The 12947-nt window shown below is 75.2% G+C and carries 10 protein-coding genes; 3 read left to right on the top strand and 7 right to left on the bottom strand.

Annotated features, from left to right (window positions below; translation table 11 throughout):
* Positions 1-78: 78 nt before the first annotated feature.
* Complete coding sequence (locus RTG05_RS00575) at positions 79-240, top strand: hypothetical protein (RefSeq protein ID WP_166527012.1); 162 nt, start codon at positions 79-81, stop codon at positions 238-240.
* A 101-nt stretch (positions 241-341) separates the two neighbouring features.
* On the opposite strand, the gene RTG05_RS00570 is transcribed toward RTG05_RS00575, so the two are convergent.
* From RTG05_RS00570 to RTG05_RS00540, 7 genes are read right to left on the bottom strand one after another with little or no spacing between them, the layout of a single operon-like run.
* A complete protein-coding gene (locus RTG05_RS00570; RefSeq protein WP_166527011.1) occupies positions 342-2153 on the bottom strand; it encodes a gamma-glutamyltransferase family protein in 1812 nt (603 codons plus the stop codon).
* A gap of 59 nt (positions 2154-2212) precedes the next feature.
* Positions 2213-2917 carry a GntR family transcriptional regulator gene (locus RTG05_RS00565; RefSeq protein WP_166527010.1) on the bottom strand — a complete coding sequence of 235 codons (705 nt, stop codon included), beginning with the start codon at positions 2915-2917 and terminating at the stop codon, positions 2213-2215.
* Positions 2914-4011, bottom strand: coding sequence for an ABC transporter ATP-binding protein (locus RTG05_RS00560; RefSeq protein ID WP_315912176.1), 1098 nt, complete (start codon positions 4009-4011; stop codon positions 2914-2916). The genes RTG05_RS00565 and RTG05_RS00560 overlap by 4 nt, the downstream gene beginning before the upstream one ends.
* A complete protein-coding gene (locus tag RTG05_RS00555; protein WP_315912175.1) occupies positions 4008-5087 on the bottom strand; it encodes an ABC transporter ATP-binding protein in 1080 nt (359 codons plus the stop codon). The genes RTG05_RS00560 and RTG05_RS00555 overlap by 4 nt, the downstream gene beginning before the upstream one ends.
* Entirely contained in the window at positions 5084-6019 is a 936-nt protein-coding gene (locus RTG05_RS00550) for an ABC transporter permease (protein ID WP_315912174.1), read from the bottom strand. Before RTG05_RS00550 ends, RTG05_RS00555 begins: the two co-directional genes overlap by 4 nt.
* Positions 6016-6972, bottom strand: coding sequence for an ABC transporter permease (locus RTG05_RS00545; protein WP_166527008.1), 957 nt, complete (start codon positions 6970-6972; stop codon positions 6016-6018). Before RTG05_RS00545 ends, RTG05_RS00550 begins: the two co-directional genes overlap by 4 nt.
* Before the next feature lie 6 nt (positions 6973-6978).
* Positions 6979-8634, bottom strand: coding sequence for an ABC transporter substrate-binding protein (locus tag RTG05_RS00540; RefSeq protein WP_166527007.1), 1656 nt, complete (start codon positions 8632-8634; stop codon positions 6979-6981).
* A gap of 143 nt (positions 8635-8777) precedes the next feature.
* Here RTG05_RS00540 and RTG05_RS00535 point away from each other — a divergent pair, with 143 nt between their 5' ends.
* Positions 8778-10847 carry a hydantoinase/oxoprolinase family protein gene (locus tag RTG05_RS00535; protein ID WP_166527006.1) on the top strand — a complete coding sequence of 690 codons (2070 nt, stop codon included), beginning with the start codon at positions 8778-8780 and terminating at the stop codon, positions 10845-10847.
* The gene (locus RTG05_RS00530; RefSeq protein ID WP_315912173.1) at positions 10847-12946 is read left to right on the top strand and encodes a hydantoinase B/oxoprolinase family protein; all 2100 of its coding nucleotides are present in this window, start codon (positions 10847-10849) and stop codon (positions 12944-12946) included. The genes RTG05_RS00535 and RTG05_RS00530 overlap by 1 nt, the downstream gene beginning before the upstream one ends.
* Position 12947 lies beyond the last annotated feature (1 nt).

Here is a 12947-nt window from a genome sequence, read left to right as displayed (position 1 = left end):
GGAGAGTGGGACCACCGGGCGTCCGGACGCCGTCCGCGGGGTACCGCCCGGGGACGTGCCACCGACCGAGGAGTTCCCGTGACCGGTCCCGACGACGCCTTCCTGGCGCCCGACGACGCCCTGCTGGACCCCGACGAGGAGCCCACCGGGCCCGACGAGGTCGGGGAGCGCCCGAAGCCCTCCGGCGCCGCCGTCGACGACGCCGGCCGCTCCGGTACCGGCGCGGAGGAGACCGGGTAGCCCGGGGGCGGCCCGCGTCAGCGCCCGGCGGCCCCGCGTCAGCGCCCGGCGGCCCCGCGTCAGCGCCCGGCGGCCCCGCGTCAGCGCCCGGCGGCCCCGCGTCAGCGCCCGGCGGCGTAGCCCTGCATGCCGCGCGGGTTGGCCCCGGCGCGGAGCAGGCCGGTGTCCGGGTCCCGCGACACCGCCGACAGCCGGCCCAGCGACCAGGCGTCGGAGACGGTGACGTCGTGCCCCCGGCGGCGCAGCTCGGCGATGGTGTCGTCGCCGAGCCGGGACTCCACGACCACCTCGCCGGGCGAGGACTGCCGCGGGTAGAACGACGACGGGAAGCTGCTGGTGTGCCAGGCCGGCGCGTCGATGGCCGCCTGCAGGTCCAGCCCGCCGACGGTGTGCGCCAGCCAGAAGCACAGCTGCCACTGCTCCTGCTGGTCGCCGCCGGGGGTGCCGAAGGCCAGGGTCGGGACGCCGCCGCGCAGGGCGAGGGACGGCGTCAGCGTGGTCCGCGGGCGCCGGCCGGGCACCAGGGAGTTGGGCAGCCCCGGCTCCAGCCAGAACATCTGCGCCCGGGTGCCCAGCGCGAAGCCCAGCGACGGGATCACCGGCGAGCTCTGCAGCCAGCCGCCCGACGGGGTGGCCGACACCAGGTTGCCCCACCGGTCGACGACGTCGACGTGGCAGGTGTCGCCGCGGGTGGTGCCGCGGGTGTCCACGGTGGGCTCGCCGACCCCGGCCAGGGTCTCCGCCGACGGGTGCAGCCGGTCGGAGACGTCCGTGACGAAACGCGGCAGCACCGGCGCACGACCCCCCGGGGAGCCGGGGCGCAGGTCCCGGTCGGCCTGCGCACCGACCAGCGCGCGCCGCTGCTCGGTGTAGCCCGCCGACAGCAGGTCCTCGACCGGGACCTCCGCCGCGTCGCCGTACCAGGCCTCCCGGTCGGCCATCGCCAGCTTGACCGCCTCCACGGAGGCGTGCACCAGGTCGGCGCCGGCGACGCCCCCGGCGTAGCCGGCCGGTCCGGCGGCCGGCAGCCCGTCGAGGACGGCGAGCGCCTGCAGCAGCGACGGGCCCTGCGACCACGGCCCGGCCTTGGCCAGCGTCCAGCCGCGCCAGTCCAGCGTGACCGGGGCCTCGTAGGCCGGCGTCCAGGCGGCCATGTCCTGACCGGTGAGGAACCCGGCGTGCGCGCGGCCGGAGTCGTCCACGACCGGCTGCCGGCAGAACGCGTCGACCGCCTCGGCGACGAAGCCGGAGTACCAGGCCGCCAGGGCCGCGTCGATCTGCGCCTCGCGGGAGGGACCGCGGGCCTCCTCCACCAGCCGCCGGTAGGTCGCGGCGAGCACCGGGTTGCGGAACAGCGCACCGCCGGCTGGGGGTGCCCCGTCGTCGGTGAGCCAGGTGGCCGCCGAGGTGGGCCAGTGCTCGCGGAAGTGGTCGGCGACCGAGGCCACCGTCGCGGCGGCCCGCGGCACCAGCGGGTGGCCGTCCTCCGCGTAGCCGATGGCGAAGCGCAGGACGGCGTCCAGCGGCATCGTGCCGTGGTCGCGCAGCAGCGTCAGCCAGCCGCCCACCGCGCCGGGCACGGTGGCGGCCAGCAGGCCGGTGCCGGGGACCAGCGGCAGCCCGAGGTCGGTGAACCCCTCGATGCTCGCCGCGGCCGGCGCGACCCCCTGCGCGGAGAGCACGACCGGCCGGCCGGCGTCGGTCCCCTCCGCGCGGGCGAACAGCACCGGCACCTCGCCGCCGGGGCCGTTGAGGTGCGGTTCGACCACCTGCAGGGTGAACCCGGCCGCGACGGCGGCGTCGAAGGCGTTCCCCCCGGCCTCGAGGGTCGCCATCCCGGCGGCGCTGGCCAGCCAGTGGGTGGAGGCCACCATGCCGAAGGTGCCGGTCAGCTCCGGTCGCGTCGTGAACACAGGGGTACCACCTGGGGGTCGGGCCGGCGGGCTGCCGGCGGGGTGGGGGTGCGCCGGTCTCAGGGGTGCCGGTCGCGGGGAGCCGGGAGGGCCGCCGCAGCGGCGGCGCCGACGTGCTCGGCGGCGGCCTGCTCGGCGTCCTCCGGGTCGCCGGCGGCGATGGCCTCGACCAGCCGCACGTGCTCGGTCCAGGAGTGCGGGGCGCGGTGCGCGACGCCGATCCGGAAGACCCACTCCACGTGCCGGTAGAGCGACACCGACAGCGTGCTCAGCCAGCGGTTGCCGCCGATGTCGATGATCCGTCGGTGCAGGGTGCTGTTCAGCTCGGCGACCAGGTCGAAGTCCTGCGCCTCGGTGGCCAGCCGGGCGGCGTCGAGCAGGTCCCGGAGCCCGGCGATGTCGGCCGGGCCGGCGCGCTCGGCGGCCTGCCGGGCGGCGAGGGTCTCCAGCCGCCGCCGGACGGCGAACAGGTCGTGCATGCTCGTCGCGTCCGGGGTGGCCACCACCACGCCGCGCCGGGGCAGCTCCAGGACGAACCCCTCGGCCTGCACCACCCGCAGCGCCTCGCGGACCGGGTTGCGGGAGACGCCGAAGTCCTCGGCCAGCCGCTCCTCAGTCAGCCGCTCACCGGGCGCGTAGACCCCGTCGATGATCCGGGTGCGCAGCTCGTCGAGCACCTGCTCGCGCAGCGGCGCGTGCCGGTCCCCGATGGTCGGGCTGCCCCGCACGGGGGACGGCGCGGCGCTCGCGGGCGGGGAGCTCACGGGCGCGCGACGTCCGCGGCCGCGACGTCCGCGGGCGCGCCCGGCGCGGCGGGGCCGGCCGTCCCCAGCAGCCGCACGTCCGGCCCGGTCCCGTCGTCGGCCACCAGGTGGCAGGCGACCCGCCGGCCGGCGACCTGCCGCAACTCCGGCACCTCGCTGCGGCAGCGGTCCACCGCCACCGGGCAGCGGGTGTGGAACCGGCACCCGGGCGGCGGGTCGACCGGCGAGGGGATGTCGCCGGTCAGCACCACGCGCCGGCGGCTGCGCTGCTCGCGCGGGTCGGCCAGGGGCGCCGCGGACAGCAGCGCCTGGGTGTAGGGCATGCGGGGGGAGTCGAAGACCTGGGCGCGGGTGCCCTGCTCGACGAGCTGGCCGAGGTACATCACCGCCACCTCGTCGGCGAGGTACTCCACCGCGGACAGGTCGTGGGTGATGAACAGGCAGGCGAAGCCGAGGTCGCGCTGCAGGTCGGCAAGCAGGTTGAGCACCGAGGCCTGCACCGACACGTCGAGGGCACTGGTGGGCTCGTCGGCGATGAGCAGCCGGGGGGAGGACACCAGCGCCCGGGCGATGCTCACCCGCTGGCGCTGCCCGCCGGACATCTCGTGGGGGTAGCGCTCGGCCACCTGGCGGCGCAGCCCCACCTGCTCCAGCACGTCGCCCACCCGCTGCGCCCGGGCCCGGCGGGAGCGGTCGCCGTCGAGCAGCCGCAGCGGCTCGCCGACGATGTCACCGACGGTCAGCCGCGGGTCCAGCGAGCTGGCCGGGTCCTGGAAGACGATCGACACGTCCCGCCGGTGCGGGCGCAGCCGGCGGCGGCTCAGCGAGGTGACGTCGGTGCCGGCCAGCCGCACGGTGCCCGACGTCGGTTCCAGCAGCCGCACGATGCAGCGGCCGACCGTCGACTTGCCCGACCCGCTCTCGCCGACCAGGGCCAGGACCCGGCCCCGGTCGATGCGCATGGAGACGCCGTCCACGGCCCGCACCGACCCGAAGTGCATGACGAGGTCCTCGACCTCCAGGGCCGGGGGCTCGCCGGCACCCGGCCCGGCCGGCGCCGTCCCCGCCGCGGGGGTCCCGGTGGCTGTGCTCACGCTCGCTCCTGCGGGTCGGCGGGGGGCTCGGGAGGGACGTCGGCACGGTGCCCGGCGGGGTGCCAGCAGGCGAACCGGTGCACCGCCCGGTCCGGGGTCTCCGGTGCCAGCGGCGGCCGCGAGGTGCGGCACCGGTCGGAGGCCGCGGGGCAGCGGTCGGCGAAGGTGCAGGCGTCGGGCTGCTCGCTGAGCACCGGCACCAGCCCGGGGATCTCCTGCAGCCGGCCGTCCGACGCCCGCCGTCCGGCGGTGGGCACCGCGCCCAGCAACCCGGTCGTGTAGTGGTGCCGCGGGGCGTCGAAGAGCTCCTCCGTCGGGGCGGTCTCCACCACCCGCCCGGCGTACATCACCACGACCCGGTCGGCGATGTCGGCCACCACCCCCAGGTCGTGGGTGATCAGCACGATGGCGGTGCCCAGCCGCCGGCCCAGGTCGCGCAGCAGGTCCAGGATCGCCGCCTGCACGGTGACGTCCAGCGCGGTGGTCGGCTCGTCGGCGACCAGCACCTTGGGGTCGCAGGCGAGCGCCATCGCGATCATCACCCGCTGGCGCATCCCGCCGGACAGCTGGTGCGGGTACTCCCCCACCCGCCGCGCCGGTGAGGGGATGCCGACCAGGGTCAGCAGCTCCACCGCGCGGTCGGCCGCCTGCCTGCGGTTCATCCCCTGGTGCAGCCGGAGCACCTCGATGATCTGCCGGCCCACGGTGAACACCGGGTTCAGCGAGGTCATCGGCTCCTGGAAGATGTAGGCGACGTCGTCGCCCCGGATGCGGCGCAGCGCGCGGTCCCCGGCCCCCACGAGCTCGGTGCCCTCCAGCAGCACCGACCCGGTCACCCGGGCGGTGCGGGGCAGCAGGCCCGACAGGCTCATGGCCGTCACGCTCTTGCCGCAGCCGGACTCCCCGACGACGGCGAGCACCTCCCCGGGCCACACGTCGAAGGACACCGCGTCCACCGCGGAGACGGTCCCGTCCTCGGTGGTGAAGCCGACCGAGAGGTCCCGCACGGAGAGCACCGGCGCGCCGGCCACCGCGCGCGTCCCGGTGCCGGCCGCACCCACCTGCGTGCCGGTCACCGCCGCGACGCCCGCGGGTCGAGGGCGTCGCGCAGCGCGTCGCCGAAGAGGTTGAACGCCAGCGTGACCACGACGATCGCCAGCCCGGGCACGATCGCGGTCCACGGCGCCTGTGCCGCGTACTGCTGGGCCTCCGACAGCATGGTCCCCAGGCTGGGGGACGGCGGTTGGATGCCCAGACCCAGGAAGGACAGCACCGCCTCGCCCAGGATGGCCACCGGGATGGTGACGGTCGCCTGCACGATGATCGCCGACAGGGCGTTGGGCAGCACGTGCCGGCCGAGCACCCAGAGGTCACCGGCGCCGTCGACGATCGAGGCGGCCACGAAGTCCAGCCCCTTGAGCCGCAGCGTCTCCGAGCGGACGACCCGGATCATGCCGGGGATCTGCGAGATGCCGATCGCCAGCGCCGCGTTGCCCAGGCTGGCGCCGCGGATGGCCGCCAGGCCGACGGCCAGGATGAGGAACGGGAAGGCCAGCATCAGGTCGGTGAAGCGGGAGATGACCGCGTCCAGCGCCCGGAAGTAGCCGGCGGCCAGCCCGAGGGGCACCCCGACCGCGAGCGCGACCAGGACGGCCAGCACGCCGACCTGCAGGGAGGCGCGCAGCCCGTAGAGGATGCGGGACAGGATGTCGCGGCCCAGGTCGTCGGTGCCCAGCAGGTACCCGACCGTGCCGGGCACCTGGAACGGCGCCTGGAAGTTCACCTGCGCGGGCGGGTACGGCGCGAGCACCGGCGCCAGGACCGCGGCCACGACGGCCACCGCCAGGATGGCGAACCCGATGACGCCCAGGGGGTTGCGGCGCAGCCGGCGCAGCACCCGGCGGCGGCGCACCGGCGCGACCGGCGGCGGGGGGTCCACCGCCCCCAGCCCCGCCCGGGCGGGGACCACCGTGGGGGTCTGCGGCGGGGTGGTCTCCGAGGTGGTCACGTCGCGGCTCCTGCCACCCGGATCCGCGGGTCGATGAGCGAGTACGCCAGGTCGACCAGGAAGTTGACGATGATGTAGGCCGACGCCGTCACCAGGACGACGCCCTGGATCACCGGGTAGTCGCGCTGGAAGACCGCGTCCAGCGTCATCTTGCCGAACCCGGGCAGCCCGAAGATGCGCTCGGTGACGACCGCACCGGAGATCAGCACGCCCAGCTGCAGGCCGACGATGGTGACGACGACGACCAGGCTGTTGCGCAGCGCGTGCCGGCCGATCAGCGCCCCCGGGCCGAGACCCTTGGCGCGGGCGGTGCGGATGTAGTCCGCGCCCAGGGCCTCCAGCATCGACGAGCGCGTCTGGCGCATGAGCACCGCGGCCAGGCCGGTGCCCAGCACCAGCGCCGGCAGCACCAGGTGGTGCAGGTTGTCCAGCGGGTCCTCGGTGAACGGCACGTAGCCCGAGGCCGGGAACAGCCCGGCGCCCACGGCCAGGTAGAGGATCAGGATGAGGCCGAGCCAGAAGTTCGGCACCGACAGGCCCAGCAGGGCCACCGCGTTGGCCGCCCACTCCGCCGGCCGGCCCTGCCGCACCGCCGCGAGCACGCCCGCACCCACGCCGATCACGATGGCCACGGCCAGCGACAGGACAGCCAGCTCCAGGGTCACCGGGAGCGCCGCAGCGAGCATCTCGGTGACCGGGATGTCGGTGCGGGTGGAACGGCCGAGGTCGCCCTGCAGGCTGTTGGCCACGAACGTCCCGTACTGGACCACCAGCGGGTCGTCGAAGCCGTACTGCGCCCGGATCGCGGCCAGCGACGCCGGGTCGCGCTCCTCCCCGGCGAAGGCCAGCGCGGGGTCCCCGGGGAGCGCGCGCACCCCGAGGAACACCACGATGGTGGCCAGGACCAGCGTCAGCGCCGACTGCCAGAGCCTGCGCAGCAGGTAGGCACGCACGACCGGTCAGCCGGTGAGGCCGGCGAAGGCGACCCGCAGGACGCCGTCCGGGAAGACCTGGACGCCCTGGACGTCGTCGGTGACGCCGCTGAGGTTGCGCTGCCGGTACAGGTAGACGATCGGGTCGTCGGCCTGGATCAGGCTGACCGCCTCGCCGTAGAGCCGGACCCGCTCCTCGGTGTCGGTGGAGGTCCGGGCCTGCTCGAGCACCGCGTCCAGCTCGGCGTTGCTGTAGCCGGCGACGTTCTGCCCACCGCCGGTGCCGAGGAAGTTGGTGATGTTGGCGTCGGGGTCGACCCGGCCGGACCAGCCCAGCTGCAGGGACTCGTAGTCGCCGCGGTCCTGCTGGTCGAGCAGCGAGGAGTACTCCACCGGCTCGATGGACAGGGCGAAGCCGCCCTCCTCCAGGTTGGCCTGCAGGGCCTGCGCGAGGCGCAGGGTGTCGGGGTTGTTCGACACGATCATCGACAGCGGGTAGGGCTGCTCGACGCCGGCCTCCTCCAGCAGCTCCCGCGACCGGGCCGGGTCGAACTCCGTGCACTCCTGCGCGGCGTCGCTGCTGAACTCGCTCTCCGGGCTGATCGGCGAGCACGCCGGGCTGTACAGGTCGTTCCACACGGCGCGCACCAGGCCCTCGCGGTCCACCGAGTACTCGAACGCCTGGCGGACCCGCGGGTCGTTGGCCACCGGCGTCCCCACGTCGCCCGGCGGGGTCCCGAGGCCGTCGACGTTGCCCACGTTGAAGGTCACGCCCTGGTAGCCCAGCGAGTTGGTCTCCAGCACGGTGATGCCCTCGGTGCCGCGCAGGCCGGGCACGTCCTGGGTGGACAGCGTGTCGGCGACCTGGGCGTCACCGGACTGCAGGTTGGCCGCGCGGATGCTGGCGTCCGTGATGATCCGGTAGGTGATCCGGTCGAGGAACACCTTGTCGGCGTCGTAGTAGTTGGGGTCGCGCTCGACCTCGATGGAGTTCTGCGCGACCCGGTTGACGAACTTGAACGGGCCGACGCAGACCGGGGCGGTGGAGAAGTCCTCGCCCAGCTCGGTCAGCGCGGTCGGGCTCAGGATCATCCCGGCCCGGTCGGCCAGCGCGGCGGTCAGCGGCGCGAACGGCTCCTCGAGCGTGATGACGACCGTCGTGGGGTCCGGTGCCTCGACCGAGCTGATCGGCCCCAGCTCGCCGCGCCGCGCCGACGTCTCCGCCGACAGGCTGCGGTCCAGCGTCGTCTTCACCGCCGCCGCGTCGAACGGCGTCCCGTCGGCGAACACCACGCCCTCGCGGACCGGGATGGTCACGGTCAGGCCGTCCTCGGAGACCTCCGGCAGGGCGGTGGCCAGCTGCGGCACGATCTCGGTGTCCGCGTCGAGGTCGTAGAGCTTCTCGCACATGGTGTGGAAGACGTAGCGGGAGTACAGCGACCGCGACGTCACCGGGTCCAGCCGGTCCGGCTCGGCCGACAGCGCGACCACCAGCTCCCCGCCCTGCTGCACCGCACCGGCGTCGGCCGGCTCGCCGACGCTCTGGTCGGGGGCCTCCTCCGCCGGCCCCTCGGCCTGCTGGACGGGCGAGCAGGCGGCGATCAGACACGTCGCGGCCAGGCCGGTGGCGGCCAGCGCCCGCCGTCCTGCACGACCGGGTGACGAGGGGGTGCGTCGCGACATGGGTGCTCCTGGGGGTCCGGCGGGGGACGCGACCGTATCCTGTATCCAAAGTCACGGTGAAGGGGTGGCACGGAAATGACACCGGGCCGTGACCCCGGCCGGCGCCTTCTGCCGTCGATGCCTCAGCACTAAGGTTCTCGGGCATGCAGCCGCGCCGGGTCCGCATCGGCGTCGACACCGGCGGGACGTTCACCGACGTGGTGGCCGTCGACGAGGAGACCGGCGCGACGACGACCACCAAGACGCCGTCCACCCCGGCCGACCCGGCGGCGGGGTTCCTCACCGGTGTGCGCAAGGTCCTCGACCTGCTGGGTCTGGACGGCAGCGCGGTCACCGCGGTCAGCCACGGGACGACGGTGGCGACCAACCAGCTGCTCGAGGGCCGGCTGGACCGGATCGGGTTCCTCACCACCGAGGGCTACGAGTCGGTGCTGGAGATCGCCCGGCAGTCGGTGCCCGACGGCTACGGCAACAGCTGGTTCTGGGTCAAGCCGCCGCGGATCGTCCCCGCCGACCTGGTGCACACCGTGCGCGGCCGGCTGGACCCCCGCGGGCGCGAGGTCCGCCCGCTCGAGGAGGACGACGTCCGCGCCGCCGCCCGGTCCCTGCGCGCCGCCGGCGTCACCACCGTCGGCGTCTGCCTGCTGCACTCCTACGCCGACGACGCCCACGAGCGCCGCGTGCTGGAGCTGCTGCGCGAGGAGCACCCCGACGCCGTGGTCTCCATCAGCTCGCAGGTGCTGCGGGAGTACCGGGAGTACGAGCGGTCGGTGACCACGCTGGTCGACGCCGCGGTCAAGCCTCGGGTGGCCGCCTACGTGACGGCCATCCGCGAGCGCCTCGACGGCCTCGCGCCCGGGGTGCCGTTCCACGTGATGAAGAGCAACGGCGGGGTGCTGTCGGCCGAGGAGGTCGTGCACCAGCCGATCACCACCGTGCTGTCCGGCCCGGCCGCCGGCGCGCTCGGCGCCGCCCTGGTCGCCGGGGCCGCCGGCTTCGACCGGGTGCTCACCTGCGACGGCGGCGGCACCTCCACCGACGTCACCGTCGTCGTCGACGGCGAGCCGGCGCTCACCACCGAGGGCCAGGTCGGCGCGTACCCGTCGAAGATCCCGATGATCGACGTGGTCACCGTCGGCGCCGGCGGCGGGTCGGTCGCCTGGCTGTCGCCGGAGGGCACGCTCAAGGTGGGGCCGCGCTCGGCCGGCGCCGACCCCGGGCCGCTGTGCTACCCCTCCGGCGGTGAGGAGCCCACGGTCACCGACGCGCACCTGGTCCTCGGCCGCATCCCGCCGCACCTGCTGGGCGGGGAGATCCCGCTGTCGGTCGACGCGGCGCGGGCCGGACTGGCCGCGCTCGGGCAGCGGCTGGGCCTGTCGCTGGAGCGGACGGCGCTGGGCGTCCTGGAGGTCTCCGCGTGGAACCAGGCCAACGCGCTGCGCCAGGTGACCGTCGCCCGCGGCCTCGACGTCCGCGACTTCACGCTCACCACCTTCGGCGGCTCCGGGTCACTGCTGGCCTGCCGGCTGATGGACGTCCTCGGCCTGCCGCGCACGCTCGTCCCGCCCGACCCGGGCAACCTCAGCGCGTTCGGCCTGCTCACCGTCGACGTCCGGAACGACTCCGTGCAGACGGCGATCAGCCGGCACGACGGCCTGGACCTGGACCGGGTGCGGGCGGTCTACGCCGACCTGGAGGCCGACGCCCGGCGGGCGCTGGACGGCGAGGGCTTCGGCCGCGCCGAGCAGCGGGTGCAGCGCAGCGCGGACCTGCGCTACGCCGGCCAGGCGTTCGAGGTGCGGGTGCCGGTGACCGACGGGGAGCTCACCGCGGCCGCCGCCGACGACGTCGCGGCCGCCTTCCACGCCGCGCACCGGCAGCTCTACGGCTACGACCTGGACGGCGACCGGCGGCAGGCCGTCGAGTGGGTCAACCTGCGGGTGACCGGGATCGGGCCGATCCGCCGTCCGGCGCTGGTGGAGCTGCCCCCCGCCGACGGGCCCGTGACGGACCGGGCCGTCACGGGCACCCGGCCGGTCTGCTTCGACGACGGCTGGGTCGACACCCCGACCCACGACCGCGCCCGGCTGGCGTCCGGGGACGTCGTCGCGGGCCCCGCGGTGGTCGAGGAGTTCGGCTCGACCGTGCCGGTGCACCCCGGCTTCCGCGCGACCGTGGACCGCCGCGGCAACCTGCTGCTGGAGAGGGCTTGATGACCGACCATCCGCGCGCGGAAGCCCCCTCGGGTGGGACCCCGGACGGCCAATATCGCGATAAAGGCGACTCGGCGGGTGCCGACCCGGTGCTGGTGGAGATCGTCGCGGGCACGCTGGCCGCCATCGAGAAGGAGGTGGAGACCTCCATCGGCCGCACGTCGCGGTCGCCGATGATCCGCGACGCGCACGACTTCCGCGCCGGCATCCACGACCGCCGGCTGCGCAAGCTCACCGGCCGCTCCTACTCCGCGCTGGTGCACCCGGTGGTCCGCGACCACCCGATCCCGACCATGCACCCCGGCGACGTCTACTTCCACAACGACGTCTACCTCTCCGAGGGCGGCATCGGGCACCTGCCCGACCTGTGCGTGACGGTGCCCGTGTTCGCCGACGTCGACGGGACGCCCACCGTGGTCGCGTTCGTGCAGGCGTTCGGCCACCACGACGACATCGGCGGGTCGGTGCCCGGGTCCATGCCGTCGCGCGCGACCAGCGTGTTCGAGGAGGGGCTGATGGTCCCGCCGATCAAGCTGTGGGACCGCGGCGTCCGCAACGAGGCGGCGCTGACCATCATGACCCGCAACTCGCGGATGCCGGACTCGCTGGCCGCCGACCTGGATGCGGAGTGCTCGGCCTGCCTGGCCGGGGCGCGGCGGCTCGGCGAGCTGTTCGACCGCTACGGGGTGGCCGCCGTCGAGGAGTGCTTCGACGCCATCCTGGCCGCCTCCACCGAGGTGTTCCGCCGGGAGCTGCTGTCCCGGATCCCCGACGGCACCTACGTCTGGGAGGACTACGCCGAGCACGACGGCGTGGACCCGCCGCGGCTGCACCGCCAGCGGATCACGCTGACCATGCGCTCGGACCACGAGGTGCCGCTCGTCATCGACTTCACCGGCACCGGCCCGCAGGCCAAGGGGCCGATCAACCACTGCGGCGACCACGCCGACGGCAACTTCCTCAAGAAGTGGCTGGCACCGATCCTGCGCAACCTGGCCGAGACGCCGGAGCGGATGGCGCAGCTGGACGTCAACGAGGGCGTCGTCCCGCTGATCGAGATGCGCTTCCCGGAGAAGGGCACGCTGCTCACCCCGGTCTTCCCCGCGCCCACCAACGCGCGCACCTTCGTGATCCTGCGGCTGCTCGGGGTGCTGGCCGGCGTGCTCGCCAAGGCCACCGGCGGCCGGATGCCCGCGGACCAGGAGACCATCCGCTACACCGGCGTGTACGGGCTGGACGACGACGGCGAGCCCTACCTGATGCGCGAGGTGCTCGGCGGCGGCTCCGGCGGACGGTGGTACGCCGACGGGGAGGACACCATCCACGTCGTCCCCGACTCGCGGAACCTGCCGACGGAGTTCACCGAGAGCCGCTTCCCGCTGCGGGTGGAGCGCCTGGGCCTGGCGGTGGACTCCGGCGGCCCGGGGCGGTACCGGGGCGGCTGCGGGTACGACAAGCACATCCGGGTGCTGCGCGACGCGCACTTCATGTCCATCGCCGACCGCTCGATCCTGTCCTGCTGGGGCGTCAACGGCGGCCGGGCCGGGCGGCCGTTCCGGGTCACCGTGGACCCCGGCGGGCCGGGCGAGCACGACGTCGACGCCCTCGCCGACGCCGAGCCGCTGCCCGCGGGCACGGTCGTGCGCATCCGGACGACGGGCGGCGGCGGGTGGGGCGACCCGCTGGACCGGCCGGTCGCCGAGGTGCTGCGCGACGTCGCCTGGCGCAAGGTGTCGGTGGCCGGCGCCCGGGAGGACTACGGCGTCGTCGTCCGGGACGACGGGACCGCCGACGAGCCGGCCACCGAGGCGCTGCGTGCACGGGTGCGGGCCGCCCGCACCGGGGACGAGGCGTTCTTCGACCGCGGCCCGGGCTACGCCCGGCTGTCCGGCGGGGCGACGGCCAACGAGTTCGACGTCCTGGGACACCCGGCGGGACCGCCTCCGGTGCGGCAGGCTCGGGACGTGGCCACCCCCCGTGAGGACGACGAGCCCGAGAACAACCTGCGCCCGGGCCAGCACGACGAGGGCGGCCACGGCGGCATGGCCACCCGCGAGCTGGACGCGCGGCGGGCGGACGGCGAGCCCGAGGAGGACTGAG

This window comes from Geodermatophilus sp. DSM 44513 (assembly GCF_032460525.1).
Taxonomy (GTDB): Bacteria; Actinomycetota; Actinomycetes; order Mycobacteriales; family Geodermatophilaceae; genus Geodermatophilus.
This window is presented reverse-complemented; position numbering and strand designations above follow the sequence as displayed.

Coding starts and splice junctions, on each gene's coding strand:
- RTG05_RS00540 (WP_166527007.1), bottom strand. CDS start 8,634: ATGTCGCGACGCACCCCCTCGTCACCCGGTCGTGCAGGACGGCGGGCG.
- RTG05_RS00535 (WP_166527006.1), top strand. CDS start 8,778: ATGCAGCCGCGCCGGGTCCGCATCGGCGTCGACACCGGCGGGACGTTC.
- RTG05_RS00530 (WP_315912173.1), top strand. CDS start 10,847: ATGACCGACCATCCGCGCGCGGAAGCCCCCTCGGGTGGGACCCCGGAC.